The organism is Haloplanus ruber, assembly GCF_024494725.1.
Classification (GTDB): Archaea; Halobacteriota; Halobacteria; order Halobacteriales; family Haloferacaceae; genus Haloplanus; species Haloplanus ruber.
On record NZ_JANHDK010000001.1, the window covers coordinates 699,464 to 724,383 of the forward strand.

Consider the following 24,920-nt stretch of genomic DNA (forward strand, 5'->3'; position numbering starts at 1 on the left):
GCTCGCGTGCAGGGCGTCGGCCGCTCGGTGACCGCTGACCTGCCAGGCCGCTCACTCGTCGACGATGTCGATCCCGAACCGTTCCTCGACGGCGCGGACGAGAGAGCCGCCCACGCCGGCGCTCGTCGCGCGTCCTTCCTCCAGCGCGTGGACGTCCGCCTCGTCGACGTCGAGTTCGTCGGCAACCTCCTCGACGGTGAGACCGGCGTCCTGACGGGCGGCCTCGATCCGCTCACCGTAGTCGGAGACGAGGTACGGGAGCCGGTCGGACTCGTAGTCGGTGCCCTCCTCCTCCCAGCGCTTCGTGTTGCTTCGGGCGGCGTCGTAGACGCGGGCGGTGTTCTGGGCGGCACGCTTCCGGCGATTTGGCTCGTCGGCGTCGGTTCGCGACCCCGAGCCGGAGCCGTCCGCTCCGGAGTGCGACCCTGACCCACGCCCCTCCGTCTCGCCGTGTGGCGCACACTCGGAACAGACGAGCAGGTTCGCACCCGCGACTGTCGCCTGTTCGAGTGACGACGTCTCGTGACCGCAGAGTTCGCAGGCGTCGCCGTCGTCCCCGCCACCGCCGGAGCCCGTAGAGTATTTTGCCATATCCGGTGTATCCGGTCGTCCTATTTCAACTCCCTGCCCGACCGGCCGTTACTCTCGGTGGAAGTCGACCGAGCGCGTCCCGTCGTCGCGGTGGACCGTCGTCCGTGCCGGCTCCGTTCGCGCCGTCGTGACACCCTCGCGGAGCACGAGGCTCCGGGGCGCGCGAGTGCGGAGCGCGTTGAATCCGTCGGGGCTGTCGAAGACGACGAGCGATCCCTCCCCGCCCTCCTGCAGGCCGTAGTCGTCGACCCCGAACACCGCGGCGTTCGCCGCCGTCAGCATCTCCCACAGTCGGGACACGTCGCTACGGCCGGCCATGTGAGCGTAGTGGAGGAGGACGAACGCGGCGTCGAGCGGATCGGCCTGTCCGTAGTGATACCACGGGTCGAGCACCGAATCGTGACCCAGGCCGACGGTGACCCCGGCTGCCCGGAGTTCGTCGATACGGGTGTGGCCGCGCCGCCGCGGGTAGTCGTCGTAGCTTCCCTGGAGCACCGAGTTGTCTGGGGGGTTCGTCACGACGTCCACGCCGCTCTCGGCGAGCAACGAGATCAGTTTGTCCGCGTAGGCGTTGTTGTAGGAGTGCATCGCGGTCGTGTGACTCGCCGTCGTCCGGTCGCCGATACCCCGCTTGAGCGCCTCGCTCGCCAGCACCTCCGTGAACCGCGAGCCGGGATCGTCCGTCTCGTCGATGTGGAGGTCGAGGGGACGGTCGTGGCGCTCGGCGAGGTCACAGACCGTCCGGACGCTCTCGACGCCGTCCTCGCGGGTGTGTTCGTTGTGCGGAATCGCCCCGATCACGTCGACGCCCATCTCGACGGCCTCCCGGAGGAGGTCCTCGTGGCCTTCGGCGGTGAAGATGCCGTCCTGCGGGAAGGCGACCACCTGCAGGTCGACGAGGTCGGACACTCGGTCGCGCAGTTCGAGCAACGCTTCGACGGTCGTCAGCGACGGCTCGGTCGTGTCGGCGTGGGTCCGAATCCGCGTCACGCCGTTGGCCGCGTACCACTCGACGGTCCGGGTCGCCCGTTCGACGATGTCCGCGACGGTGATGTCCTCCTTGTAGGCCGCCCACACGTCGATTCCCTCGGCGAGCGTCCCGCTCTCGTTCCAAGATGGATCGCCGGCGGTCCCAGTCGCGTCGAGGTGGACGTGCGGTTCGATCAGCGGCGGCGTCACCAGGCGCCCATCGGCGTCGTGCCGGCGGTCGGATGGGAACGACGACGGATCTCCCTCGCCCGCGGGGACGATCCGGTCGATGCGCCCCTCGCGAATCTCGATGTCGATGGCCGTGCCGTCCAGCCGTCGGCCGCCAGTGACGATGTACTCGGACATACCCACGCGTCGGTCAGCCGGCACATATTCCTTGGCACTCAGGGGTCGCTCGGCTCCGGGTGCGGCCCCTCGACGCCGCGGAACTCGAAGCGGGCGCCGCCGCCCGCGCTCTCGGCGACCCGCACCGTCCAGCCGTGGGCGTCGGCAATCTCCCGAACGATGGAGAGACCAAAGCCCGTCCCGGCGGGAAGCGACGAGTAGCCATCGTCGAGGATGCGCTCGCGTCGCTCGACGGGGACGCCGACGCCGTCGTCCTCGACGTAGAACCCGAACTCGCATCGGTCGCCGGCCGCGGACGCGGCGGTCGACGCGTCGTCGGTCGCTCCCCTGACGAAGTCGTCGAGGATGCCGACGGTGACGGTCAGGGTATCGGGGGCGGTTTCGGTCGCCCCGTCGGCGTCCGGTCGACCGTCCGTCGAACCGTGTTCGATGCTGTCACCGGACTCTGTCCGGTTGTCCGTGGCGCCATGCTCCACGCTGTCGTCGGACTCTGTCCGACTGCTCGTCGAACCGTGTTCGACGCTGTCACCGGACTCTGTCCGGTTGTCCGTGGAGCCATGCTCCACGCTATTCCGAAACAGGTTCTCGACGAGGCGTCGCAGTCGCGCTTCGTCGGCCCGGACGGCCCGCGAGTCGGCCACCTGGAGTTCGGCGTTCGGAGTCTCGACGTGTCGCCAGCATTCGCGGACAATCTCTCCGAGGTCGAGCGAGTCGGCGTCGGCCGCTGTCACGGGGCCGCCCTCCCTGGCGAGCGTGAGGAGGTCGTCGATGAGCGCCGACATCCGGTCGTGGGCGCGAGCGACGGCCGCGAAGTCGTCACCGTCGTGGGTTTCGCGGGCGAGTTCGAGTCGTCCGCGGGCGATGCCGAGCGGGTTGCGGAGGTCGTGTGCGACGATGTCGGCGAACCGCTCGAGGCGTTCGTTGCGCCGCTGGATCGTCCGCTCGGACTCCAGCCGCGACAGCGCCCCGGCGACGAGTTTGGCAAGGACGCCCGCGGTTTCGAGGTCGGTATCGTCGAAGGCACCCGAATTGGGGTCGCCGACGCTCAGGACGCCGTACTCGCCGACGGGGAGGTACATGCCGGCCTGAGCGTCGTCCCGGTCGTTCCCGTCGGTCGCCGTGGCGAGTTCGTCGTAGAGTAGCGGGTCGCCCGTGCGGTAGACACGCGCGACGGGCGTGTCGCCATCGATCCGGCAGTCCGGGGGCGCGCCGGCCTCGGCGGCGCCGACGACTGTCCGCAACAGGCCGTCGGCCTCGTCGGCCAGACGGAGCGTGGTGTGTGCGTACCCGAGGATGTGGTTCGCCGCGTCGGTGGTGATCTGTGCCACCTCCTCGGGTCCCGTCGCGTCCATGAAGTCACGGCTCGCGCCGTGGAGCGTCTCGAAGCGCCGCTGGCGCTCCGTAATCTCTCGCTCGCGACGCTTCAGATCCGTGATGTCGTGTTGGACCCCGAGGAAGTGGGTGACGGCCCCGTCTGCGTCCGTGAGCGGCGTAACCTCGACGTGATTCCAGAAGACGCTCCCGTCGCGCCGGTAGTTCCGGAGGACCACCGACGCCGACTCCTCGGAGTCGACGGCGGCCCGGAGTTCCGCGACCCGGTCGGAGTCGGTCTCCGGACCTTGGAGAAACCGACAGTTCCGGCCGAGGGTCTCGTCTGGCCCGTACCCGGTGAGGCGGTAGAACGCGTCGTTGGCGTAGACGATGGGGTTGTCCGCCGCCGTTGGATCGGTGATGACGACGCCGAGAGGCAAGGCGTCGAGCGCCCGTCGTCGTACCGGGTCGCTCACGCTGTCGCCCAGTCGCTCGGCATCACTCGAAGGCATCCGGTGAACGTGTGCGGAGTCGTCAAATAAGCCTTGGCCCCGAGGCAGCAGAGGGCCACAGATACTTGTCGGCCGCCGCCCAATCCCGGCCATGTCGGCACGTCGGGGTCGGACGCTGTTTGTCGTCGTATTACTCGTCGTTGCGGGCGTAGCACCCGCGCTCGCAGCGACGGGCGAAACCGACGCCCTCCCGACCGAACGGTGGCGACCGGCCGCCGACGCGTCCCCGTCGGACGGGACGCTCACACAGCAAGCCGCCACGACGCTCGGGGAACGCATCGTCGCCTCGCGAAACGACGACCCCGGGAGCGTGACACTCACCTTCGCGTACCGGATTCCGGACGCGGTGTCCGGGCTTCGGGTCGCGGTGCCGGTGCTCTCGCTGTCGGGCATCACCGTCGAGGGGACCGACGGCTTCGAGCGCGAGGGCGAGACACGATTCCGCTGGGACACCGAAACCGAGCGACCGAGCGTCTCGCTCCGTCTCGCCGTCGGCGACACGCTCGGCGACGGCGTCCGCGGCGTCGAGCGCGACGGCTGGGCGCTCGTCTCCCAGCCAAACACGCGGATGCAGGTCCGCGCCGACACACAGCCGGTCCGGACGACGACCTTCGGGGTTGCCGACTCGGAGCCCGGGTACGCGAGCAGCCACCTCGCCTACCTCGGCGAACACGAGCGCCGGAACGTGACCGCCGCCGACGAGAACGCGACGTTCGTCCTCGGAGCCACGGACGCCAACGCGACGCGGGCGACGACCTTCCTGCGAACCGCGAACGAGCACTTCGACTTCGGCGTCCGCCACGACCGCATCACGGTGTTCGTCCTCCCTGTTACCGACGAGAGCACCGCGAACGTCGACGCCGCCACCGTCGACACGGCGTTCTGGGTCGGGGAGTCGGGCCTCCGCCTAGACGAGACGGGGGCGGTGTTCTCCCACGAGTACGTCCACACGCGACTGGGAACGGTCGGCACTCGCGACGCGACGTGGCTGAACGAAGGGAGCGCGGAGTATTACGGCCACCTGTTCGCCCTCAACGACGGCGTCGGGACCTACGAGTCCTTCCGTGCCGACCTCCAGGCGGACGCGTACGCGCCGGACAATCGGTCGGTGGTCCTGAGCGACCCCCAGACGTGGACGGGAACCACCGCCCACTACGACAAAGGCGCACACGTCCTCGCCGCCTTAGACGCGGAGATCAGGCGCCGTACCAACGAGGATCGGACGCTCCGTGACGTATTCTCGGGGCGCTCGGAGCCGTTCGCCGACTACCAGGCCTTCCGCGGGGCAGTAATCGAGGTGGCGGACGACGAGTCGCTGGGGCCGTGGTTGGATCGGTACGTCACCACCGACGCCCTGCCGCCCCTGCCCGATAATCCGCGGTACTACGTGGCTGCGCCGGAACTCGACCCCGACAGCGATGGGACGGCGAGCGGCGCGGAAGTGGACCGCGGCCAGCACCCGTTCGTTGCGGGCGCGGGGCCGGACGGCATCGTCGCCACCGAGACGGACCCGACGACGGCGTCGACCACCGCGGCAGAGACTGAGGGCGAGAACACGGGAACCGAAAGTGAAGAGGAGACGGGGACGGCTCGCACCAATACGGAGGGGTCGGCACCCGGGTTCGGTGTGGGCGCAGGTGTCGCTGCCGTGGCACTTCTGGTGTGTGGCGCGCTGTGCCGACGGCGGGAGTGATCAGACGCGACGGAGACCCTCGCCGAGACCGGTCGCCTCGCCACACTCCGGACACTCGTAGGTCCAGCCATCCTTCGTGGCGCGGCCCTCCGGGAACTCGGCGTCGCACTTTCGACAGACGAGGAGATCACGGCGGGCGGAGAGGTGGCTCTGCGGCATATTCTGAGCATCGACAGCATCCACTATGAACGTGTCGTTTCGGTTCCATAGGTTGGCAGTACCGGCCGAACGCGGTGGGATCGCGCCGTCGTCACCCGGATGCGGTCACGTCGGCGTCCCGAGACACACCGCCGGTCACTCGTCGTCGCCGCGCAGGATGCCCCGGTGGGTCATCCGCTCGGGGTCGAGAACCTCGTCGGCTTCGTCCGGGGTGAGATACCCTTTCTCGACGGCCACCTCGCGGACGGTCCGGCCGTCTTTCAGCGCCGCCTTGGCGACCTCCGAGGCCTTGTCGTAGCCGATGGCGGGATTGAGCGCCGTCGCGAGCGCCATCGACCGCTGGACGGCGTCGGCACAGTGCTCCTCGTTGGCCTCCAGTTTCGCCACGAACTTGTCGGCGAACGTCTCGGCGGCGTTCGCGAGCAGGGACGCCGACTGCAGGAAGTTGTGCGCGATCACGGGTTTGTAGAGGTTGAGGTCGATCTGGCCGCCCGCGGCGCCGGCGGAGACGGCGGCGTCGTTGCCGACGACCTGCGTGTGGACCTGATTGACCGCCTCCGCGACGACCGGGTTGATCTTCCCGGGCATGATCGAACTCCCGGGCTGGTTCTCCGGCTGTTCGATCTCGCCGAGACCGTTCCGTGGGCCGGAGGCGAGCAGTCGAAGGTCGTTCGCGATTTTGTTCATCGACCCCGCGACCGTCCGGAGTGCGCCGTGGGCCTCGCCCATCGCGTCGTGGGCGGCCTGTGCCTCGAAGTGGTCGTCGGCCTCGCGGAAGTCGAGTTCCGTCTCCTCGGCGATGTACGCGGCCGCCCGCTCAGGGAACTCGGGGTGGGTGTTGAGGCCCGTTCCCGTCGCTGTCCCGCCGAGGGCGAGTTCGGCGAGTCGCGGCGCGACCGACTCACAGCGCTCGATCCCCTTCTCGACCTGCGTGCGGTAGCCACCGAACTCCTGCCCGAGGCGGACGGGTGTGGCGTCCTGCAGGTGGGTGCGGCCGGTCTTGACGACGCCGTCGAACGCCTCGGCCTTCTCGTCCAGTGCCTCAGCGAGCGTCTCCAGCGCGGGGATCAGGTCCTTCTCGACCGCCTCCAAGGCGGCGACGTGCATCGCCGTCGGGATCACGTCGTTCGAGGACTGCCCGAAGTTGACGTGGTCGTTCGGGTGGACGACACGGTCGCCGACCTCCGCCCCCATCAACTCCGCCGCGCGGTTGGCGATCACCTCGTTTGCGTTCATGTTCGAGGAGGTGCCCGATCCGGTCTGGAAGACGTCGACCGGGAACTGCTCGTCGTGGTCGCCGGCGATGACCTCGTCGGCCGCCGCGACGACCGCGTCGGCGACGTCCGCCTCGACGAGGTCCAGATCACGGTTGGCCCGCGCCGCGGACTTCTTGACGATGCCGAGCGCCCGGACGAACCGCCGTCCGAAGCGTGCGTCGCTGATCGGGAAGTTCTCGACCGCACGCTGGGTCTGTGCGCCCCAGTACGCGTCCGCCGGCACGCGGATCTCGCCGAGACTGTCCCGTTCGACGCGGAAGTCGGAGTCGTCGCTCATGGGCGAGCGAACGGCAGCCGTCGCGTAAAAAGTACCGTTACCGTTACGCCCCGTGTTCCTCGTACGCCTCGGGCGTGTACGTCTTCATCTCCAAGGCGTGGATGTCTGTCGTCATGTACCCCTCCAGCGCATCGTACACCAGTTCGTGTTGCTGGACGAGCGAGAGTCCCTCGAAAGCCGGCGAAACGACGACGGCGGCGAAGTGGGCGTCTTCGTGGTCCTCGTCGGGTACCCGCGGTTTCGTGACCGTCGCCTCCGCATCCTCGATGCCCTCCTCGATGAGTCGTTCGACCTCGGCGGTGTCCATACCGTATCCCGACGGCGGGCGCACAAAAACGGCGGGGTGTGGTCGACGGCACCGATAATATCGAGGCGGTCTCCGGCCGAATCTATCGTCTGACAAAGGTATAATATCCCACAGTGAGTGGTTGGATATTATGGTAAAGAGTACGGTGCGATTTCCCGAATCGGTGGTCGAGGAAATCGAAACGCTCGTCGAGGAGGACCGATTCGAGAGCAAGTCGGAGTTCTATCGCTTCTCGACCGACTACGTGCTGAACCAGGTTCTCGACGACTACGACCCCGAGACCATCGACTACGCGGAGATCAAATCGGAGGTGATGCCGGAGGCAGAGCGCGAACTGGGAACCGACGCCGACACGGAGCATCCGCCCTTCCTCGAATCCGTGTCGTTCGTCCGGAAACTCGCGCTTCGCGGGAAGTTCAACGACGCGGAGGACTTCATCGATCACCAGTACGCCGCCGGCGACCGGCACGCCATCCTCCTCGAGGAACTCCTCCGCCTGTACCGCGCCGACGCGGCGACGAGGGCACCGGTCGACCCGCCCAGCCGTGACCCCCACCCCGCCGAACAGGAGCGGTAATCGCGCCAATAGGTACGCCCGGTCGAAGCAGTCTAGACTGAACGACGGTCGGCGGCCGGAGCCTCCCGACCTACATCGACGGCCCGACGCGGTTGATCGCGAACTTCGTGAGACCGTGGCGCTCCGTCGCCGTCTGCTCGCCGTCGGCGACACGCCGGAGTTCGTCGAGCAGTGCGTCGGGGGTCGTCGACCGGGCGTCGACGTCGACATCGTCCGGAAGGATCGCCGCCGTCTCGCCGTCGCCGGTCACCTTGAGCACCGGGACGATGGGGTGCCCGCTCGGGATACCCTCGGCGGTGACGTGGACGACGACCGAAGCGCCGGCGGCCGCAAGCGCCGTCGCCGCCTCCTCGAAGCGGGAGGGTGTATCGACGACGGCGAGGCCCTCCGCGGCAGTCATCCGACCTCCGTAGGGGACGAACTCCGCGACCGGGGAGTCGCCCCACGCGCCGACCACCTCGTCGAACGACAGGTCGGCGGCCCGTCGGACCAGCCCGCGGACGTTCCCCGGTTCGTCGGCGGTGCGTTCGGCCGCGGCCCGTATCCGCTCGGCGACGGCGTCGGTGGCCGCGCGGTTGGCGGCCGCCTCGGCGTGGGGCGCGAGCCGTTCGGTGCCGGCGACGGCGACCCGCGCCCCCGCCGACCGGAGTGCGTCCACCGTCTCGCCGACGAGCGGGTCGGCCACCTCGCGGGTCGACGCCGCGAGGTCCGACCCGACGACGCCGACGGTGAGGTCGGCGAGCGACGCCTCGGTCCGGTCGGCGGCCGCCGCCGTGGCGAGGTCCCGCGTCGCCTCCGTGCCAACCTCGATACAGGCGTCGGAACCGCCGACGTCTTGGATCGCGGCCTCGCGAACCGGCACGTCGTGGTCCGCGATCCGCTCGGCGAACGGCCCGCTCTGGAGGTGTTCACACCCCAGACCGACGACCGTCGCGCCGGCGACGTTGGGGTTGCGGGTCACGTTCAATAGCGTCCGCTCGGTCTGCTCGTGGTCGGCGCCGATCTGTGCACAGCCGTGATCGTGGGGCGCACAGACCGCTCGGTCGACGGCGTCGGCGATTCGCTGGGCGACGATGTGCGAACAGATCACCGAGGGGACGACCAACACACGGTTGCGGACGCCAACGCCGTCGTCACGGGCGTACGCTTCGAGCGGGGCCGACAGCGGCTCGGAGGCGTCATCCGAGAGTGAGGTGTCGGGGGCCGACATCAGGCCACCTCCCCCTCGGCGGCGACGTCGCCGCGCCCGCGTCGGCTCTCGGCGTTGTGCGTGTGGACCCACTCGCCCGGGTCGATGGTCTCGGTCGCCTGCCCGATCACCTCGCCGTACTTCACGACGGCGTCGCCGGGGTCGAACGCGACCAGCGCCACCTTGTGGCCGAACGGGACGTCAGCATCGAGTTCGATCCGCTCGCCGCCGTACGGAATCGTCGTCCCTGCTTCTAGGTCGTCGATGGCCGTGACGACGTTGTCCTCGGCGGCCATGTGGAGGCCGCAGCCACCGAGCACCTCGCCTTTCATACCTCACCCCGCAGTTCCGCGAGTTCGTTTGGCTGGAGTTCGTTGATCGCGAACTCCTCGAGGCGGCGGCGCTCGGCGGCCGTCCGCTCGCCGCTGGCGACCGACTGAAGCCGGTCGTAAATCCGGTCACCGACGGCGTCGAGCGACTCGCCGTCGAGAACCGTGCTCGCGTCGACGTCCATGTTGTTCGCGAGGCGGTCGGCCGTCTTCGGGTTCCCGGTTACCTTGATGACCGGCGCGATGGGGTTGCCCGTCGTCGAACCGCGACCGGTCGTGAACGCGACGACCTGTGCGCCGCCGGCAACCTTGCCGACCACGCTCTCGACGTCGTAGCCCGGGGTGTCCATGAGGACCAGTCCGCCGCCGACCGGAAGTTCCGCCGCGTAGTCGACGATGCCACGGACCGGCGTCGTCCCGCCTTTGGTGATCGCACCGAGACTCTTCTCCTCGATGGTGGTCAAGCCTCCCTCCTGGTTGCCGGGGGTGGGCTGGGCCCCCCGGAGGTCGACACCCATCAGCTCCGCCGCCGACTCCCGTCGGTCGACACGTTCGAGGAGTCGTTCGCGGACCGACTCGTCGACACAGCGCTCCGCGAGGATATGTTCGGCCCCGATAAACTCCGGCGTCTCCGAGAAGGTCGCGGTGCCGCCGTCCTCGACGAGGCGGTCGCAGGCGACGCCGACCGCGGGATTCGCCGCGATACCGCTGGTCGCGTCCGAGCCGCCACACTCGACGCCAAAGCGGAGTTCGCTCACGTCACACTCGACGCGTCGGTGATCACCGATCTCGTCCCACAGACCACCCACGGCGTCGACGCCGGCCTCGACGGCGGCGGTGGTCCCACCGGACTCTCTGACCGAGAGCGTCTCGACCGGTCGTCCGGCGGCGACGATTCCGTCCGCAATCTCGTCGGCGTCGATCCGCTCGGTGCCGAAGGCGACGACCAGCGCTGCGCCCACGTTGGGGTTGCGCCCCACGCCCGTGAGCGTGCGCTCGATCTGCGCTCTGGCGGCCGCCGGCGGATCACGCCCCATCTGGTGTGGCGTCGACCGGACCTGCTCGCCCGCGCGGTCTGCAATCTCGTCGGCGATAGCCGACGCCGCAATGGAGACCGGCAACACGGCGACGTAGTTTCTGACGCCTGCAGGGCCGTCTGACCGTTCGTAGCCCTCGAAAGTCGGCATACCTTCGGCTCACCCCCTGCGAACTAAAGGGTTTCCACCGTCAGAACCGTCGGCTGGGCGCCGAACTGGCCCTCCTCACTGCTGGTAGCGCCGTTCGTCGTCGCGGTCGAGACCGGGGTGTCCCCCCGCCTCCTCGTAGGTGTCCTCCAACTCGCCGTACAGATACTCGTCGTAGGTCACGTCGTAGGCTCGCCGGAGATGGAAATCGAGGTTGCCGGTGTCGACCGTCGAGCGGTAGAGTGCGTGGACCGCGCGCCGGATCAACTCCCCCTCGTTCGGCGCGTCGAAGACCGCCGAGAGCATGGCGAGTTCGTTGCGTGTCTCGCGGTCCAACTCGACGGTAACGTCGTCGCCGATGTCGCCGTAGGCGTCTCGCACGTCCGCGGTGAGTCGGTCGAGGCTCATACGCCGGCAAGGCCGGGGCGCCGAATACGGCTTTCGGCTCCCGCCCGGAACCAGCACGCCTAACCGGTCGTGTCACCACCGTCCGACGATGAGCGAGGACGCCCTGCCGTCGGAGGACTTAGCGGCTGTCCGCTCGGCGCTCGTCGAGTGGTACGAGGCGGACCACCGCGAGTTCCCCTGGCGGCGGACGACCGACCCGTACGAGATCCTCGTCTCCGAGGTGATGAGCCAGCAGACCCAGCTGGATCGCGTCGTCGACGCCTGGGCGGCCTTCCTCGACCGGTGGCCGACCGTCGACGACCTGGCGGCCGCCGACCGGAGCGAGGTGGTCGCGTTCTGGTCCGACCAGCGACTCGGCTACAACAACCGGGCGCGATACCTCCACGAAGCCGCCGGCCAGATCGTCGGGGAGTTCGACGGCGAGTGGCCCGAACGCCCCGACGAACTGGAGGCGCTGATGGGCGTCGGCCCCTACACGGCCAACGCCGTGGCGAGCTTTGCGTTCAATGCCGGCGACGCCGTCGTCGACACTAACGTTGAGCGGGTGCTCTACCGTGCATTTGCGGACGTCGATAGTGGGGACGAGCCGCCGTACGAGGAGCTAGCGAACGCCCTCATGCCGGCCGGGGAATCCCGCGTCTGGAACAACGCCATCATGGAACTCGGGGGCGTGGCCTGCGGCAAGACGCCCCGGTGTGACGAAGCGGGGTGTCCGTGGCGGCGCTGGTGTCGGGCCTACGAGACCGGTGATTTCACCGCTCCAGACGTGCCGACCCAGCCGAGTTTCGAGGGGAGTCGGCGACAGAAGCGTGGGCGGGTCGTCGCCGCCCTCGCCGAACGGGAGGCGGTCCCACTGGACGAACTCGGGCCGAAGGTGCGCGTCGACTACGCGCCCGACGGCGAATACGGCCGGGAGTGGCTCCGAGGGTTGCTCGCCGACCTCGCCGACGACGGCCTCGTCGATGTCGAGCGACAGGGCGATGAGACGGTCGCTCGACTGCGGGAGTGAGGGCAGCCGAGGTGCGGGGAGCCCGCCGAGATGTCGGCGCGAATCGAGGGGAATGCACTTTATGCCGGCCGCCGATCATCGATTCGATGACGGTCTTTCTCGACGATATCGAGCGTTGGGACGACGAGTCGTACGGAACCTACGCGGTCACCGAAGCCGAGATCCTGGAGTTCGCAGAGCAGTACGATCCACAGTGGTTCCACACCGATCCGGAGCGTGCGGCCGACTCCATGTACGGCGACCTGATCGCCAGCGGATGGCACACCGCCTCGATGTCGATGCGGCTGTTCGTCGACGGCTTCCTCTCGGAGACGGCGTCGGTCGGCGCGAAGGGATTGGATCGGCTCCGCTGGCCCGCACCGGTCGTCCCGGGTGACGAACTCACCATCCACTCGTCGATCCACGGCGTCGACGAGGGCGACGACACCGACGAGTACGGGACGGTCCGCTGGGGCGTCGAGACGACTGCCGGCGATAAGACGGTGCTGGCGCTTGAAGCGCTCGTCCTCGTCTCGACGTCGTAACGTGGGCTGGCGCGTTTGGAGCGTGGTTCGCGGCCTCGCGGCGCTACTGGATTTCGTCGTCGTCTGTTCGTGAGCCGCCGGTCACCACCGGTCGGGTTCGTCGTACTCCGCGAGAAGCTCCTGCCGGTGGCTTAGCTGTCCGGTCGCGCGGCGCAACACGCCGAGTAGCGTGTGGATCTCTCGATCCGTCGGATGGGCGCGGCCGATCAGCCGACGTACCAGTCGCCGCGTCTTGTCGCGTTTGACGTCCTTGTAGCCGCTGGCGTCCAGAAACTCGTCGACGAAGTCGTGGAAGCGTTCGATGTCGGCCTCGTCGGCCCGTTCGCACTCTACGTCCGGCAGTTGGGTCTCCTCGACGGTCAACCCCCGGAGTTCGTACAGCATGATCGTCGCCGCCTGGCCGAGATTCAGGACGGGATACGCCGAACTCGCCGGGATCGAACACACCTCGTCGAGTCGGCTGAGTTCCTCGTTGTCGAGGCCACGGCCCTCACGGCCGAACACCAGCGCGGTCGGCGCGTCGACGGTCCGCAGGCTCTCGGCGAGTTCCCGCGGCGTCTTGAACGGGAACCGGACGTGTCGGCGGCTATCCTCGCCGGTGATCGCCGTACAGCCGACCGTGTGGTAGGTGTCGACGACCGACTCGAAGGTCACCGTCTCGGCGTTCGGGAGGACATCCTCGCGGGCGTGGCCGGCGAAGCCGTAGGCCTCCCCGTCGGGATCGAGTTCCGGCGGGTTCACCAGTTTCAGCTCCGTCAACCCGAAGTTCTTCATCGCACGGGCGATGGTGCCGACGTTGCCCGGCGTCTCGGCGTCGACGACGACCACCACCGGTCGCTGACGGCTCATCGGGACGGATAGTCGGTGCCGAGGTCGACGTCGTCGAGGTCGAGGTCCGCGTCGTCGGCCGCGCTCTCTGCTCCCTCCGCCGTCTCGTCCTCGTGCAGGTCGATCTTCCGCCCGTCGAACGCCTCGTTGAGCCGCCGGTTGATCTCCTCCGGATCGGGGGGCGAAGGGAGGCTGTCCCGGTCGGTCTCGACGTGTTCGAGGCCGCCGTACCCCTCCGGTGCCCGCCCGCCGCCGTGGAACCACTCGTGGAACTCGTCGCGGAAGGTTGGCTCGCCGCGGTGGGCCGTCCCCCCGGCCTCCCGGTACCAGTAGAGGAAGTCAGCCTCGTGGTCCGCACAGAGGAGGACTTCCTCGCCGGGTTCGCCGTAGACGATGGCCGCGGGGGTACACCGCGAAACGTCGTCCTCGCCGTGAACCAGATAGCAGGCGTCACAGGGTTCGTCGACGAGTCGAGCGAGTCGGACGAGTCGGTCCCGGTCGTCCGCCGGCATCTCGTCGAGGGGTTTGAACTCCCCGTCGTCGGTGAACACGTCGGACTCCTCGAAGCGCCAGCCGCGAAGCCCGATACTGACCTTTGCCATTGGCCCAGCCTATCGGGCGGCCGGATAAAAAGAGCGCGTCTTCGGCAGCCGGACGGCACCGACTGGGGTAGCGGCGACCCACCTCAGGACGCGGCAGGATACGATCCGGCAAGGCACCACCCCCCTTGACCGATCCGCATATGGTGATCGGGACCCGAAGGCGTCCCATGCGAAACGTGGACGCCGCGGGACTCGGTATCGGCGACGACTATCCGCCGCGACTCATGGGCGTGTTGAACGTCAGCCGAGAGTCACCCTACGATCCGAGCGTCTTCGACGACGCGGGCGAGGCGGCCGCGTACGTGGACGAGGAACTCATCGACGAAGGGGCCGACATCGTCGACATCGGGCTCGAATCCGCGAACAAGCGCTTCGAGGTGCTCTCCGCCGAGGAGGAACTCGAACGCCTCGACACCGCCGTGGCGGCCATGGAGAGTGTCTCCGGCGACGCCGTCTTCTCCATCGAGACGCGCTATCACGAGGTAGCGGAGGCAGCGCTCGACGCCGGCTTCGACATGGTAAACGACATCTGTGGCTTCGCCGACCCTGCGATGCCTCGGATCTGCGCCGAGCGCGACGTGGCGGTCGCAAAGATGGCCAGCCCGCCGGACCTCGAACGCCCGGGTGCCGTCGAGGCGGTCGACGACATCTACGACGCCCTCCAGCGGGAGGGACTCACCGACAAGACCATCGTCGACCCCGCCTTCGGCGGTTGGAGCGAGGAGAAGACTCTCGCGGACGACCGCGAGACGTTCGACCGCCTCCGGGAGTTCCGCGGCCTCGACCGCCCGATTCTCGTCTCGATCAACCGCAAGAACTTCCTCCGTGACCTCGCCGGCCGCTCGACCGAGGAGGCCCTGCCCGTGAGCCTCGCTGCCACCGCGATGGCCGTCGAGCGCGGCGCTCACGTGATCCGGACCCACGACGTCGCCGAGACGCGCGATGCCGCCCTCATCGGCGACGCATTCGCCCGGGACCGGGTTCGGACGACCGACGGCGACGTGACCGTCGAGGAACTCGACGTGACGACCGACCGAGAACTCCGCCGCCACCTCGACCGCCTCGACGCCGACGAGACGGCCGCCAGACGGGGGACGGTTCGCGTCTTCGAACTCGGGGGACTCGCCCCGGCCGAACGCGACGCCCTGGCGACCGCCACCGCGGGAACCGACGCCGCCGTCGCCGGTGCGCCGGACGACGACCGGCGACTGCTCGTCGGGACGACGGCAGCCCTCTCGGCCGTCGCCGAGGCTGCGAACAGTCCCTCGGCGGCCCTCGACCGGGCACTCGCCGCCGTCGACGCTGCCCCGGACTAAGAGAAAGCTTATGCCCAACGCTTCGAAAACTATCCTGTGGAAGCCGGAACGACACACGGGTAGGGGTACTTGGTGTCGATCCGGCTACTGTGATCTTATTGGCCGATGAACTACGAGACGTGGGAGCCGGTGTACGAGCGTATCCTGTCCGATTTCGGGTACAGCCGCGCCGCCGACGAACGCGCCCGTGACGTCCTCGCGGGACTGGTCGATCCGGTCGACGAGTCGCGGTTCGCCCCCCTCGCGGACGCCACCGTCGCCGTCGCCGGCGCCGGTCCCTCGCTCGACGACGAAACCGACGCGGCCGCCGCCGCCGACGTCGTCGTCGCCGCCTCGGCCGCGGCGCGAACCCTCCGCGCGGCCGGCGTCGGCGTCGACCTGATGGTGACCGACCTCGACAAGACGCCGGAGACGGCCCGCGACCTGACCCACGAGGGCGTCCCGGTCGCGGTCCACGCCCACGGCGACAACGTCCCCGCGGTGGAGCGGTGGGTGCCGCGTCTCGACGGCGACCACGTCGTCCCGACCACACAGGCCGCACCGCGGGGGCCGGTCGTCAACTACGGCGGGTTCACCGACGGCGACCGGGCGGCATTTCTCGCGGACGCCGCCGGCGCCGAGACGCTTCGGTTCCCGGGGTGGGACTTCGACGACGCCACGGTGAGCGCGGCGAAACGCCGGAAACTGGCCTGGGCCGAGCGATTGCTCGCCTGGCTGGAACGCCGGCGCGGCGAGCGATTCGCCGTCCTCGACGGCCGGCGAGCGGGGATCGACCCGCTCTGACGGGCGGCGACCGCCAACCCAAACCCACTAACCCACCCCCGACGAAAGGTTGGCGATGACTCCGCTGGAGCGGTACGAATCGCTCGTCGACGATGTCGCGGCGTTCCGTGCGGCCTGTGACCGGCCGTTGCCCGCCGTCGTCCGCGTCAACACGATCAAAACGACCGTCGACCGGGCACGGGACGCCCTCGATAGCGAGGGTATCGCCCACGAACCGACCGACTGGCATCCGGGCGTGCTCCGCCTGCCCGAGGACTCACCGGGGCGAAACTGGCCCCACGCTCACGGCTGGATTCACGGCCAAGAGGAGGTATCGAACCTCCCGGCACTGGTGCTCGACCCCGACCCCGGTGACCGGGTGTGGGACGCCTGTGCTGCCCCGGGAAGCAAGACCACGCAGTTGGCGGCGCTGATGGACGACCGTGGTCTCCTCGTCGGCAACGACAACAATCTCGGACGGCTCTCGGCGCTCCGTCACAACGCCGAACGCCTCGGCGTGACGAACATCGCCGTCACGAACCGGGATGCGCGCAACTTCTCGCTGAAGCCGCTGGGTGAGGGGTCGGATCGGCCCACCGCCGTCGATGCCTTCGATCACGCGCTCGTCGACGCCCCCTGTTCCTGCGAGGGAACGATCCGCAAGAACCCCGACGCCTTCGACACGTGGTCGCTGGATCACGTCCGCAGCGTCGCGGGCGTCCAGAAAGGAATCCTCCGGCGGGCGGTCCAGGCAACCCGTCCCGGCGGAACCGTCGTCTACTCCACCTGTACCTTCGCGCCAGAGGAGAACGAGGCGGTGCTGGATCACGTCCTCGACGCCGAGGACTGCCGACTGGTCGACATCGACGCCCCGCTGGAGGGCGTCCCCGGCGTCACCGAGTGGGCGGGCGAGCGGTTCGATCCGAGCGTCGCGAAGGCGCTCCGAATCTACCCGCATCACAACGACACGGGCGGGTTCTTCTGTGCGAAGTTGGAGGTGGGGGCGTGACCGACAACGACGGCCAGCGGTTCGACCGCCTGCCCGCGACGGCCGCGGAGCGTGAGGTGGCGGGACGGGCGAGTCGCGCCGAGGTGATCGACTGGTGGGTCGACCGGTTCGGCCTCGACGCGGATACCTTCGACGGCTACACCTTCTGGGAGAAGGGCGCAGGAAAGATCTGGATCTTCGCCGCCGACCTCCCCAGTCCCGTGGACTGCGAGGGCGTCGGCATGACGTTCCTCCGGACACGACAGGAGCACTGGAAACCGACGACCAACGCCGTCCAGCGGTTCGGGGGCGCGGCGACGCGAAACGTGATCGAGTTAGATCCCGACGAGGCGCGGCGCTTTCTCGCCGGGGAGGATCTCACTCCGGCGTGGGATGGCGATTGGGGGTACCTGCTCGTCGCTCACCGGATCGCCGGCGAGCGCGAACCCATCGGTGTCGGTCTCTACGTCCACGACGAGTTGCGGTCGGTGGTTCCGAAGGGACGCCGGGCGTCGCTGCCGACCCGGGAGTGACCGGCGACGCCCCGCCGCGCTCAATCGAGATTCGAGAGCGCCTCGTCGATGTCGAAGTCCTCGGTGGTTTCCGATCCCTCCTCGCTTCGCTCGACCTTCTCTTGATCCTCGTCGATCTCCACTTCCGGACCCTCTTCCTCGGTGAATTCGGTGTTGACTCCCCAGGGCATTATGCCGTCACCTCGCCGTCGCGTTCGCGGGCCGCCGTCGTCCGGCGCGCCCTCGCGTTCGCACTCCGCTGGTTCATACCCAGTTTACCGGACGGACGGACATAGCCCTTGGGTCCGCCGGCGAGATCAGTCGTCCGCGACGGCGGGCGACTGTGACTCCGGTGCGGTCGCCGACGCGGGGTCTGGCGTCCACGTCGCGTCGCTCTCGTACTGGAAGGCGCGGTGGTCGCGTGTCGGATCGACGACGGTCAGCGAGAGCCAGTCGTTGTCGAGCAGCGATGCCACCGCCTCCCGGTCGGCGAGAACGCGTTCGACGCGTTCGACGGGCGCGTGGACGACCGTCGAGAGGCGGAGCGGCTGGTGGTACGGCTCGCCGTCGGGGGTCGTAAGCGACTGACTCGGGAGACCGGTCATCAGGTCGCCACCGTTGCCCTGGTAGACGCCGACGTTGCCGACGGGGTTGTGTGTCACCTTCGACCCGCCGCCGTAGACGGCGTTGTCGACCGTCGAAAAGTAGTACTGGGCGTTGATCCACTGGGTGACGACCGCCGGCCCGGCGAGTATCGCGTCCAGCGCCTCGCCCTCGGGGTCGGTCGACCAGTCGTACGAGTGGAGGAAGGCACGCCCGTCGAGGTCGAGGTCGCTCGTCAGATCGCGGGGGCCGATGACGAACCCAGCGTTGCCGGCCAGCCCCCACTCGGGGCGGGTCTCGGCCCAGTCGGCGGCACGACGGGCTGTCTCGTCGGCGCCCGCGGCCCGGTCGGCGCCCATCGACGCGGCGCGTTCGGCGGCCGCGTTCTCGCTCGCGACCGCGAGGTCGGCGCGCAACTGTTCGAGGTCGGCGGCGTGGCTTTCGGGCACCCCGTCGTCGTACAGGTCGATCTCGTCGGTCGTCGTGTTGTGCTCGGCGGCGAGGAAGACGGTGTCCTCGGGGAGGTCGACCCCGCGTTCGCGGAGCGCCGCCTTGACCTCGGGATCGTTACAGACGGTCGCGAGCACGCGAGCGCTCGGTCCGCCGGGATTGCCGGCGCAGGCCCCACAGTCGAGGGCTGATCCGTGGGGGTTGTTGGTCGTCTCGCTGGCGTGGCCGACGAAGACGACGAGGCGGCCGAACGTCGTCCAGCCCATCAGATCGAACGCGGTGGCGGCGTACTCGACTTTCTCCTCGGTGGTCAGCCCCACCGGCAGATCACCGGCGTAGGTGTGCTGATGCTGGACTACCGGCTCGCAGAACTCGTGTTCGTCGGGCGCGGCGACGGCGTCGAACAGGTCGCGGACGCGGTCGGGGACGAGCGTCCGGGCCGCGAGTGCGAGGCCGTAGCCACTGCCGGCCGTCTCGACGAAGCCGTAGGCCGCGGCGGCGTTTGCCTCCAGCGCCTCGACGGCCTCGGCGGCGGCCTCGCGGAGGCCCGACCGGTGGTCGTGGCGCTCCCGCGTCTCGTCGTCGACGGGTGAGGCGACGATGCGGTGCTGTGGGTCGAGGATCGGCGGGCAGGCGTCGACCGGCGCGTCGTCGTACCCCCGGTACTCCATAGGGATGCCAAAGAAGCCGGCGTAGCCGTCGGTTGCGTAGTTACCCGCCGCTTCGACGTGCCGGCGGATCCCCTCCGAGCGGGTATCGATACAGAAGACCAGTTGGGCGTCCGGGCGCTCCGAGGCGTCGCTGTCGGTCCGCGACCGCCCCTCGGCGGCGACGGCCTCGACGAGGGACTCGCGGTACGTTGCCTCCCACGCACGCAGGAACGCCCCGGCGATTTCGTCGGCTGGGGTCGGGTCGGGGTCGGCGTCCGCGGGTTCGACCGCGGCGCCGACGGCGTCGAGCAACGCCAACCGCGTCGCGAGATAGCCCTTCAGCGTGATCGGGTGCGTCGACTGCCACGCACCGGCGTCGGCGGCGCGCTGCTTGATGAACCCCGCCCAACCCGGGAGGGCGGCCAACTCCGCCTCGAAGACCCCCTTCCACTGATCGACCGGATACGGCGCTAGCACCGTCTCGATGGCCTCGCCCGGCGTCTCGGGCAGGTCGGTGACGATACCCTGATCGGGAATCTGGCCGTCGTGCCCGGCCATCGCGCGGAAGACGGCGTAGAACCCGGCCTCGCGGTCCGGCATCGGCCAGCGTGCGTTCCCCTCGTCGAGGAAGGCCGACAGCCACTTGCTCAACACCCGGTCGACACGGGCGCGGGCAGGGTCGGTGTCGGACTCCCCGCCGTCGGCCGCGTCGGCCACCCGGTCGAGGAGCGTCTCGGGGGCGGCGTCGTAGCCGACCGCGGCGAGTTCCGAACGGAGCCGTTCGGGGTCGATCCGTCCACGCCGTAGCGCCGTGCGAAACGTCTCGGCCTCGGGATAGCCACGGCCGCCCAGTAGGTCGGCCGCCTGCCGGACCGCCTCGTCGAACGGCCGGTCCTCGAACCCCGAGAGGGGGTTCGACGTCACGAACGAGTGGATCGGCCAGAGCGATCCGACGACGGCTGCTGCCTCGTCGATACTGTCGTCGATGGTAGGTTCAGCGTTCATCGTACTCCTCCGTAGCGGTCAACACGGTGTCGGGTGCCGGCTGGCTGGCGTTCAAAAGCGTCGCGTAGAGCCACCGGCTGCGTTCGTGGATACCGGCCTCGGTGCCAACGTAGACGGCAATGAAGACGGCGGCGACGAGGCCGTGGACGGCGGTCAGTTCCGTCGGTGCCGCGGCGACGGGCAGCAGTCCCGAGACGGCATGGTAGACCCCGGCATAGACGACGATGGCCGGGACGAAGACGAGCGGCACGGCCCCGTAGCGGACGGGGGCCGAAAGCCCGGTGTGCCGGACTGCGCTGCGGGCCGCGTGGAGCGTGGTAAAGACCACGAAGATGACCAACAGGAGGCCGCTGTCGACCGTCGTTCCTTTGCCGGTCAGCGCCGCGAACAGCACGCCGCCGACGAGACCGGTCAGCAGGGTGACGACGACGCCGCCGACGCCCGTCTCGCTCGTCGCGGAGGCCTCCGCCCCGGGCGTGGTGCGTTCGACGCGTGCGCCCGAACTCAGGAACTGATAGGCCTTGTAGCAGCCGTGCAGGATGAGGTGGGTGACGGCAGCCCCGAAGAAGCCGAGACCGGCCTGGACGATCATAAAGCCCATCTGGCCGACCGTCGAGCAGCCGAGTTCGCCCTTGATGTCCGTCCGAACTGACTTCATGAGCTTTCCGGCAACGGCGCTGGTCGCCCCGACGACCACCACGGCGAGCATGAGCGTGGTGTCGACGGTGAGGACGGGGGCAAAGCGGGTCAGCAGGATCCCGCCCGCGTTGACGAAGCCGGCGTGCATCAGCGCCGACGCCGGCGTCGGGGCGGTCATCGAGGAGAGCAGCCACCCGTGGAAGGGGACGAGCGCGGACTGCACCATCGCCGCGAGCACGAGCGCCGCGGCGGCGACCAGCCAGACGGGGCCGCCGAGCGACCCGGTGGCCGCGACGATTCCGGTGATCGTGGTCGCGCCGGTCGCCCACCACAGCGCCGTCAGCGCGACGCCGAGGAGCGCGCTGCTGGCGAGAAAGTACGTCCGCGCGATCCGTGCGGCCGCCTGCGCCTGGGTCCAGCCGTCGGCGATGCCCACGAGCCGCGACATCAGCAGTCCCATCGCCAGCCACAGGAGTCCGAACAGGGCGACGTGGTCGGCCGCGACCAGCCCCATCACGGCGACCGTGAACCCGAACACGGTGTAGAAAAACGTCGTTTCGTGCGCGCTTCCGGCCATGTAGCGCCGCGAGTAGCTGTGGACGATGCCACTGAAGAACGTGACGGCCACCCACAGCAGGACGGTCAGCCCGTCGACGGCGACGACCCCCGGGACGGCCCACGAAGCCCCGGCGGTTCGGACGTAGACGGCGAGCGTGGCGACACTCGCCACGAACAGCGACCACACGAGCCACGTGAGTGCGACCGGTGCGAGCGGTGACGTTGCCGTCGCGTCCGGGAGCGATCCGACCGTCGTCGTCGAGTGTTCTCCTGACATCGTTCGCGTCCGACGGGAGGGGCGACCGGGACGAACCCGGACGACCGTTCCCGGTCGTGTCTACCCAAGTGTACGAACAGAATGTCTATTAAATCTATCTATACTACCATATCGTTACACAAAATGCGTATTATAGAACATTATGTTTTCTGAGCGGTGCGGCGACGGGGGGACTGCCAGTCAGTCCTCTTTCTCGGCGTCGAACGTCCCGAACGGCGTCGTCTCGTGGCTTCGGACGAGCACTTCGTCGGCCACGGTCAGTCCCATGTCGAGAAGTTCCTGTGCCACGGGCGTGATGTCGCTATCAGACTCGCCGACGACGGTCACGAGGAGGTTCTGTTCGCCGGTGACCAGTTCCTGGACCGAGACGACACCGTCGATGGCCAGAATATCGGGTAACGTGTCGCCGCGTTCGGGAATCGAGGCGGTGCAGTAGAGCAACATCCGGAGCGGATATCCCGACTGCTGGTAGTCGACGTCGGCGCTGTACCCCTTGATGACGCCGTCGTCTTCGAGTCGCTGGATGCGCTTGCGAACGGTGCTGTCCGAGGTGCCGGTTCGTTCCGCGATGTCGCCGGACGACATGTTTCGGGCGTCCTCCTGGAGCGCGTACAGGATCGCTCTGTCCACGTCGTCGATTGCCTCGTCGCTCATACGTGGTCGTCCGCGACGGGACCACTTGAGGGTGGCTCACGTCCCACGACGGGTCACGGCCGGGAGGCACAGCCCACGGCAGTCACGCACCCGGCCACGTAGCGTCCGACCGAGGATCATCGCTTTGATAATCCAGATGAAAATTTGCCCCGCTTTTCGTCGTTCGCCACGAGGCGATGGTATGGAATACGAGATTGGGGCGGACGAAGCGGTGAGCACGGTGGTGGTGCGTGCGGTGAGCGCCGTCGAAGGCCGTGATCCGCTGTCGCTCCGACCGCTCGTCGAGATACTCGACCCCGATGCGTTGGACGCGCTGTTCGGGGCACGGACCGACGGCACCCCCCGGCCGGGTGGCCGCCTCACGTTCGTTTACGGCAAGTGCCGGGTCACGGTCGATAACGGTGAGTACCTCACGCTACACCCTATCGACTCCCGGAGCCGCAACGAACGCGGCCCCGGAGCCACCGAGGGATCAAACCGCTGAGTGGCCAGCGGCCGGGTGACCGCCGGGCACGGACAGCCGGCGGTCTCACGTCGCGGGGTCACGCTCGGTCAAGAGCCCCTGTGCCATGAGTCGGCGGGCGATGACGACGAGACCGTTTCCGAATCCCTCGCCGAAGATTGCCTGTTCGGCTTTCGTGTCCGGCATGATGGAACTCACGAGAATCGTCGAGCGGTCGATCAACAACAGACGGCCGATTGCGGCCTCGTCTTCGGTGGCGTCCTCGCCGTGTAACCACTCTAGCCCCGAGATGAACGTCGTGGCGTCGGGGACGGCGGTCTGAATCTGTTCTTGTAGCGGTTCGGTCAGCGCCCCGATGAGCAACTCGACGTCGCTGCCGACCTCGTCGAGGGCGGCGATGAGATCCGCCGTCAACAGCGATTCGTCACCGATCACGAGGACGACTTCCTCGGTCGCCGTCTCGATGAGTTCCTCCGTCCGGTTTTCGATCCCCTCGTTCCCGGACATCGCCCACACCTCCTGCACCGGCGTTTCGTCGCTGTCGTTGTCGACTTCGATGGTATCGAGGGCGTCGTGAAGGCGCTCGACGCGGGCCTCGTACTGATCGCGCAGAGTCTCGGTCGCTTCGTCCAGTGGGACCGCACGAAACTGCTGTGGACTCGAGTGTTGGACCTGGACCAAGCCCTGTGCTTCTAACACCCGGATCGCGTCGTACACCCGCGTTCGGGGCACTTCCGTCATCTGGCTGAGCTTCTTGGCCGTTCCCGTATCGACCCGTGAGAGACCCACGAAACACCGTGCCTCGTACTCCTTCAGCCCGAGTTGCTGGAGTGTTTCAATCGCCTCGTCGATGTCTTCGGATACGTTCATTGTGTCCCAACCGCCCCGTTGTCGCGAGCCGTGGTCCCGTGCTCGAACGCCCATGCTAGCCTGTCGCGGTCGGGCACCACCTTCGGCCGCGTCCCGTGTCGGTGTGTCGCGGTTGTGGGAAGCCCCACTTTCCCGGCGGAAGGCCCACCCAATCGACGACTGACCGCGGTCCCGGGAACGTAGTCGTCGACGCTCCGTCTCATATCGGGCAGTACAGAGGCGCTTCCATCGGTGTCAAGCATACGTAGCGCATGATCGGTTGTCCATTCGGGCAGTTACTCGTGTGACAGCCCCTACTATGCCGCCCACAAAAAATGTTACCTGTGAGAAATGTCAATAAATTACGCGTGCACATCGTTTTTGATTAACCGGGTTACAGAGGTGGGACGCCCCCCGCACCGCTGGGAGGCACACGATTCGATCAACACGGTGGTCCGACGGCCGTTACCGTCGCCGCGGACGGCGAGCGGTCGGACGTTCACGTCGCCGGCCCTCCAGTCGGGTCGGACTCCGCCCACCCGCTCCCCGTAGTCGGGGCTGATGCCCTCGATTCGTCGGGCTGAAACGCTCGTTCGTCGACACCCCGCTCACAACTCGTTCGCTACCCCCGCATCGACGACGGTGAGTTTGACCTGGTGAACGCCTTTCAGTGGCCGAATCCGGGACAGTAGCTCCTCGATCCGTTCACCCGTCCCGTCGACGGCAATCGACTCTAGACAGAGGTGGTCGCTGAGATGGACGTGATGTACTGCGATGATAGTCTCGGTGAAGTCGTGTTGTAACTCGGTCATCTCGTCGGTCACGCCGCTGTGGTCGTGTTCGTAGAGAACGACCACGGTGCCGCTGAGGCTCCCCGAGAGGTCGGTCTGTCGACTGAAGTCCGTGACGAACGCCCGGAGGGCGTCTCTGGTCGCCTCTGAGCGGCTGTCGTACTCGCCAGCGTCTACCACCTCATCGAGTTCGGTGAGCAGACTCGGTGGGAGCGTGACGCTCATTCGGTCGACGTCTTGGCTCATGACCTGGCCTTTTTCCAGCAGCCGTTTAGTCGTTGGTAGCGCCGG

The 24,920-nt window shown here is 68.3% G+C and carries 27 protein-coding genes; 9 read left to right on the plus strand and 18 right to left on the minus strand.

The window, feature by feature from the left end:
- Positions 1-51 precede the first annotated feature (51 nt).
- Genes NO878_RS03705 through NO878_RS03715 form a run of 3 tightly spaced genes read right to left on the minus strand, consistent with a single transcriptional unit; the run spans position 52 to position 3,749 of the window.
- A complete protein-coding gene (locus NO878_RS03705) occupies positions 52-591 on the minus strand; it encodes a helix-turn-helix domain-containing protein (RefSeq protein ID WP_256404608.1) in 540 nt (179 codons plus the stop codon).
- Between the two features lie 48 nt (positions 592-639).
- On the minus strand, positions 640-1,926 hold the full coding sequence (locus tag NO878_RS03710) for a cytosine deaminase (RefSeq protein ID WP_256404609.1): 1,287 nt from the start codon (positions 1,924-1,926) through the stop codon (positions 640-642).
- Between the two features lie 38 nt (positions 1,927-1,964).
- Positions 1,965-3,749, minus strand: coding sequence for a PAS domain-containing protein (locus tag NO878_RS03715; protein WP_256404610.1), 1,785 nt, complete (start codon positions 3,747-3,749; stop codon positions 1,965-1,967).
- Between the two features lie 91 nt (positions 3,750-3,840).
- Here NO878_RS03715 and NO878_RS03720 point away from each other — a divergent pair, with 91 nt between their 5' ends.
- Positions 3,841-5,442, plus strand: a complete 1,602-nt coding sequence (locus NO878_RS03720) for a M61 metallopeptidase family protein (protein WP_256404611.1) — start codon at positions 3,841-3,843, stop codon at positions 5,440-5,442.
- Here NO878_RS03720 and NO878_RS03725 read toward each other — a convergent pair whose 3' ends face one another.
- From NO878_RS03725 to NO878_RS03735, 3 genes are all read right to left on the minus strand, one after another.
- Positions 5,443-5,601, minus strand: coding sequence for an HVO_2901 family zinc finger protein (locus NO878_RS03725; protein WP_256404612.1), 159 nt, complete (start codon positions 5,599-5,601; stop codon positions 5,443-5,445).
- A gap of 135 nt (positions 5,602-5,736) precedes the next feature.
- Positions 5,737-7,155, minus strand: a complete 1,419-nt coding sequence (locus NO878_RS03730; protein WP_256404613.1) for a class II fumarate hydratase — start codon at positions 7,153-7,155, stop codon at positions 5,737-5,739.
- A 43-nt stretch (positions 7,156-7,198) separates the two neighbouring features.
- A complete protein-coding gene (locus NO878_RS03735; protein ID WP_256404614.1) occupies positions 7,199-7,462 on the minus strand; it encodes a BolA family protein in 264 nt (87 codons plus the stop codon).
- Between the two features lie 130 nt (positions 7,463-7,592).
- Here NO878_RS03735 and NO878_RS03740 point away from each other — a divergent pair, with 130 nt between their 5' ends.
- Positions 7,593-8,039: a ribbon-helix-helix domain-containing protein gene (locus NO878_RS03740; RefSeq protein WP_256404615.1), complete on the plus strand. Its 447-nt coding sequence runs from the start codon at positions 7,593-7,595 to the stop codon at positions 8,037-8,039.
- A 70-nt stretch (positions 8,040-8,109) separates the two neighbouring features.
- Here NO878_RS03740 and NO878_RS03745 read toward each other — a convergent pair whose 3' ends face one another.
- The 4 genes from NO878_RS03745 to NO878_RS03760 all read right to left on the minus strand — a co-directional run bounded on the left by NO878_RS03745 (position 8,110) and on the right by NO878_RS03760 (position 11,149).
- Positions 8,110-9,249, minus strand: coding sequence for a UxaA family hydrolase (locus NO878_RS03745; RefSeq protein WP_256404616.1), 1,140 nt, complete (start codon positions 9,247-9,249; stop codon positions 8,110-8,112).
- Positions 9,249-9,560 carry a UxaA family hydrolase gene (locus tag NO878_RS03750; RefSeq protein WP_256404617.1) on the minus strand — a complete coding sequence of 104 codons (312 nt, stop codon included), beginning with the start codon at positions 9,558-9,560 and terminating at the stop codon, positions 9,249-9,251. Before NO878_RS03750 ends, NO878_RS03745 begins: the two co-directional genes overlap by 1 nt.
- Entirely contained in the window at positions 9,557-10,744 is a 1,188-nt protein-coding gene (locus tag NO878_RS03755; protein WP_256404618.1) for a UxaA family hydrolase, read from the minus strand. Before NO878_RS03755 ends, NO878_RS03750 begins: the two co-directional genes overlap by 4 nt.
- Before the next feature lie 75 nt (positions 10,745-10,819).
- The gene (locus NO878_RS03760) at positions 10,820-11,149 is read right to left on the minus strand and encodes a ribbon-helix-helix protein (protein ID WP_256404619.1); all 330 of its coding nucleotides are present in this window, start codon (positions 11,147-11,149) and stop codon (positions 10,820-10,822) included.
- An 88-nt stretch (positions 11,150-11,237) separates the two neighbouring features.
- Between NO878_RS03760 and NO878_RS03765 the strand changes: the two genes are divergently transcribed.
- Positions 11,238-12,158, plus strand: coding sequence for an HhH-GPD family protein (locus NO878_RS03765; protein WP_256404620.1), 921 nt, complete (start codon positions 11,238-11,240; stop codon positions 12,156-12,158).
- Positions 12,159-12,244: 86 nt separating this feature from the next.
- The gene (locus NO878_RS03770) at positions 12,245-12,682 is read left to right on the plus strand and encodes a MaoC/PaaZ C-terminal domain-containing protein (protein WP_256404621.1); all 438 of its coding nucleotides are present in this window, start codon (positions 12,245-12,247) and stop codon (positions 12,680-12,682) included.
- Positions 12,683-12,763: 81 nt separating this feature from the next.
- Here the strand turns inward: NO878_RS03770 and NO878_RS03775 are convergent, their stop codons facing one another.
- Entirely contained in the window at positions 12,764-13,531 is a 768-nt protein-coding gene (locus tag NO878_RS03775; RefSeq protein ID WP_256404622.1) for an RNA methyltransferase, read from the minus strand.
- Positions 13,528-14,112 carry a DUF8114 family protein gene (locus tag NO878_RS03780; RefSeq protein ID WP_256404623.1) on the minus strand — a complete coding sequence of 195 codons (585 nt, stop codon included), beginning with the start codon at positions 14,110-14,112 and terminating at the stop codon, positions 13,528-13,530. Before NO878_RS03780 ends, NO878_RS03775 begins: the two co-directional genes overlap by 4 nt.
- A gap of 167 nt (positions 14,113-14,279) precedes the next feature.
- Between NO878_RS03780 and NO878_RS03785 the strand changes: the two genes are divergently transcribed.
- From NO878_RS03785 to NO878_RS03800, 4 genes are all read left to right on the plus strand, one after another.
- Entirely contained in the window at positions 14,280-15,428 is a 1,149-nt protein-coding gene (locus NO878_RS03785) for a dihydropteroate synthase (protein WP_256404624.1), read from the plus strand.
- A 105-nt stretch (positions 15,429-15,533) separates the two neighbouring features.
- A complete protein-coding gene (locus NO878_RS03790; protein ID WP_256404625.1) occupies positions 15,534-16,211 on the plus strand; it encodes a 6-hydroxymethylpterin diphosphokinase MptE-like protein in 678 nt (225 codons plus the stop codon).
- A 55-nt stretch (positions 16,212-16,266) separates the two neighbouring features.
- The gene (locus NO878_RS03795) at positions 16,267-17,199 is read left to right on the plus strand and encodes an RsmB/NOP family class I SAM-dependent RNA methyltransferase (RefSeq protein WP_256404626.1); all 933 of its coding nucleotides are present in this window, start codon (positions 16,267-16,269) and stop codon (positions 17,197-17,199) included.
- Positions 17,196-17,711, plus strand: a complete 516-nt coding sequence (locus NO878_RS03800; protein ID WP_256404627.1) for a DUF7122 family protein — start codon at positions 17,196-17,198, stop codon at positions 17,709-17,711. The genes NO878_RS03795 and NO878_RS03800 overlap by 4 nt, the downstream gene beginning before the upstream one ends.
- 20 nt (positions 17,712-17,731) lie before the next feature.
- On the opposite strand, the gene NO878_RS03805 is transcribed toward NO878_RS03800, so the two are convergent.
- From NO878_RS03805 to NO878_RS03820, 4 genes are all read right to left on the minus strand, one after another.
- Positions 17,732-17,881 carry a hypothetical protein gene (locus tag NO878_RS03805; protein WP_256404628.1) on the minus strand — a complete coding sequence of 50 codons (150 nt, stop codon included), beginning with the start codon at positions 17,879-17,881 and terminating at the stop codon, positions 17,732-17,734.
- A 126-nt stretch (positions 17,882-18,007) separates the two neighbouring features.
- Entirely contained in the window at positions 18,008-20,398 is a 2,391-nt protein-coding gene (locus NO878_RS03810; RefSeq protein WP_256404629.1) for a DUF2309 domain-containing protein, read from the minus strand.
- On the minus strand, positions 20,388-21,872 hold the full coding sequence (locus tag NO878_RS03815) for a proton-conducting transporter transmembrane domain-containing protein (protein ID WP_256404630.1): 1,485 nt from the start codon (positions 21,870-21,872) through the stop codon (positions 20,388-20,390). The genes NO878_RS03810 and NO878_RS03815 overlap by 11 nt, the downstream gene beginning before the upstream one ends.
- Before the next feature lie 180 nt (positions 21,873-22,052).
- A complete protein-coding gene (locus NO878_RS03820) occupies positions 22,053-22,526 on the minus strand; it encodes an Lrp/AsnC family transcriptional regulator (RefSeq protein WP_256404631.1) in 474 nt (157 codons plus the stop codon).
- Between the two features lie 181 nt (positions 22,527-22,707).
- Here NO878_RS03820 and NO878_RS03825 point away from each other — a divergent pair, with 181 nt between their 5' ends.
- Positions 22,708-23,010, plus strand: coding sequence for a HalOD1 output domain-containing protein (locus NO878_RS03825; protein WP_256404632.1), 303 nt, complete (start codon positions 22,708-22,710; stop codon positions 23,008-23,010).
- Positions 23,011-23,055: 45 nt separating this feature from the next.
- Here NO878_RS03825 and NO878_RS03830 read toward each other — a convergent pair whose 3' ends face one another.
- Positions 23,056-23,859 carry a TrmB family transcriptional regulator gene (locus tag NO878_RS03830; RefSeq protein WP_256404633.1) on the minus strand — a complete coding sequence of 268 codons (804 nt, stop codon included), beginning with the start codon at positions 23,857-23,859 and terminating at the stop codon, positions 23,056-23,058.
- A gap of 587 nt (positions 23,860-24,446) precedes the next feature.
- Positions 24,447-24,875: a CopG family ribbon-helix-helix protein gene (locus NO878_RS03835; protein ID WP_256404634.1), complete on the minus strand. Its 429-nt coding sequence runs from the start codon at positions 24,873-24,875 to the stop codon at positions 24,447-24,449.
- Positions 24,876-24,920: the final 45 nt, after the last annotated feature.

What these genes read in the sequence shown, in the direction of transcription:
- NO878_RS03705 (WP_256404608.1), bottom strand. Translation starts at nt 591, where the DNA reads ATGGCAAAATACTCTACGGGCTCCGGCGGTGGCGGGGACGACGGCGAC.
- NO878_RS03710 (WP_256404609.1), bottom strand. Translation starts at nt 1,926, where the DNA reads ATGTCCGAGTACATCGTCACTGGCGGCCGACGGCTGGACGGCACGGCC.
- NO878_RS03715 (WP_256404610.1), bottom strand. Translation starts at nt 3,749, where the DNA reads ATGCCTTCGAGTGATGCCGAGCGACTGGGCGACAGCGTGAGCGACCCG.
- NO878_RS03720 (WP_256404611.1), top strand. Translation starts at nt 3,841, where the DNA reads ATGTCGGCACGTCGGGGTCGGACGCTGTTTGTCGTCGTATTACTCGTC.
- NO878_RS03725 (WP_256404612.1), bottom strand. Translation starts at nt 5,601, where the DNA reads ATGCCGCAGAGCCACCTCTCCGCCCGCCGTGATCTCCTCGTCTGTCGA.
- NO878_RS03730 (WP_256404613.1), bottom strand. Translation starts at nt 7,155, where the DNA reads ATGAGCGACGACTCCGACTTCCGCGTCGAACGGGACAGTCTCGGCGAG.
- NO878_RS03735 (WP_256404614.1), bottom strand. Translation starts at nt 7,462, where the DNA reads ATGGACACCGCCGAGGTCGAACGACTCATCGAGGAGGGCATCGAGGAT.
- NO878_RS03740 (WP_256404615.1), top strand. Translation starts at nt 7,593, where the DNA reads ATGGTAAAGAGTACGGTGCGATTTCCCGAATCGGTGGTCGAGGAAATC.
- NO878_RS03745 (WP_256404616.1), bottom strand. Translation starts at nt 9,249, where the DNA reads ATGTCGGCCCCCGACACCTCACTCTCGGATGACGCCTCCGAGCCGCTG.
- NO878_RS03750 (WP_256404617.1), bottom strand. Translation starts at nt 9,560, where the DNA reads ATGAAAGGCGAGGTGCTCGGTGGCTGCGGCCTCCACATGGCCGCCGAG.
- NO878_RS03755 (WP_256404618.1), bottom strand. Translation starts at nt 10,744, where the DNA reads ATGCCGACTTTCGAGGGCTACGAACGGTCAGACGGCCCTGCAGGCGTC.
- NO878_RS03760 (WP_256404619.1), bottom strand. Translation starts at nt 11,149, where the DNA reads ATGAGCCTCGACCGACTCACCGCGGACGTGCGAGACGCCTACGGCGAC.
- NO878_RS03765 (WP_256404620.1), top strand. Translation starts at nt 11,238, where the DNA reads ATGAGCGAGGACGCCCTGCCGTCGGAGGACTTAGCGGCTGTCCGCTCG.
- NO878_RS03770 (WP_256404621.1), top strand. Translation starts at nt 12,245, where the DNA reads ATGACGGTCTTTCTCGACGATATCGAGCGTTGGGACGACGAGTCGTAC.
- NO878_RS03775 (WP_256404622.1), bottom strand. Translation starts at nt 13,531, where the DNA reads ATGAGCCGTCAGCGACCGGTGGTGGTCGTCGTCGACGCCGAGACGCCG.
- NO878_RS03780 (WP_256404623.1), bottom strand. Translation starts at nt 14,112, where the DNA reads ATGGCAAAGGTCAGTATCGGGCTTCGCGGCTGGCGCTTCGAGGAGTCC.
- NO878_RS03785 (WP_256404624.1), top strand. Translation starts at nt 14,280, where the DNA reads ATGCGAAACGTGGACGCCGCGGGACTCGGTATCGGCGACGACTATCCG.
- NO878_RS03790 (WP_256404625.1), top strand. Translation starts at nt 15,534, where the DNA reads ATGAACTACGAGACGTGGGAGCCGGTGTACGAGCGTATCCTGTCCGAT.
- NO878_RS03795 (WP_256404626.1), top strand. Translation starts at nt 16,267, where the DNA reads ATGACTCCGCTGGAGCGGTACGAATCGCTCGTCGACGATGTCGCGGCG.
- NO878_RS03805 (WP_256404628.1), bottom strand. Translation starts at nt 17,881, where the DNA reads ATGCCCTGGGGAGTCAACACCGAATTCACCGAGGAAGAGGGTCCGGAA.
- NO878_RS03810 (WP_256404629.1), bottom strand. Translation starts at nt 20,398, where the DNA reads ATGAACGCTGAACCTACCATCGACGACAGTATCGACGAGGCAGCAGCC.
- NO878_RS03815 (WP_256404630.1), bottom strand. Translation starts at nt 21,872, where the DNA reads ATGTCAGGAGAACACTCGACGACGACGGTCGGATCGCTCCCGGACGCG.
- NO878_RS03820 (WP_256404631.1), bottom strand. Translation starts at nt 22,526, where the DNA reads ATGAGCGACGAGGCAATCGACGACGTGGACAGAGCGATCCTGTACGCG.
- NO878_RS03825 (WP_256404632.1), top strand. Translation starts at nt 22,708, where the DNA reads ATGGAATACGAGATTGGGGCGGACGAAGCGGTGAGCACGGTGGTGGTG.
- NO878_RS03830 (WP_256404633.1), bottom strand. Translation starts at nt 23,859, where the DNA reads ATGAACGTATCCGAAGACATCGACGAGGCGATTGAAACACTCCAGCAA.
- NO878_RS03835 (WP_256404634.1), bottom strand. Translation starts at nt 24,875, where the DNA reads ATGAGCCAAGACGTCGACCGAATGAGCGTCACGCTCCCACCGAGTCTG.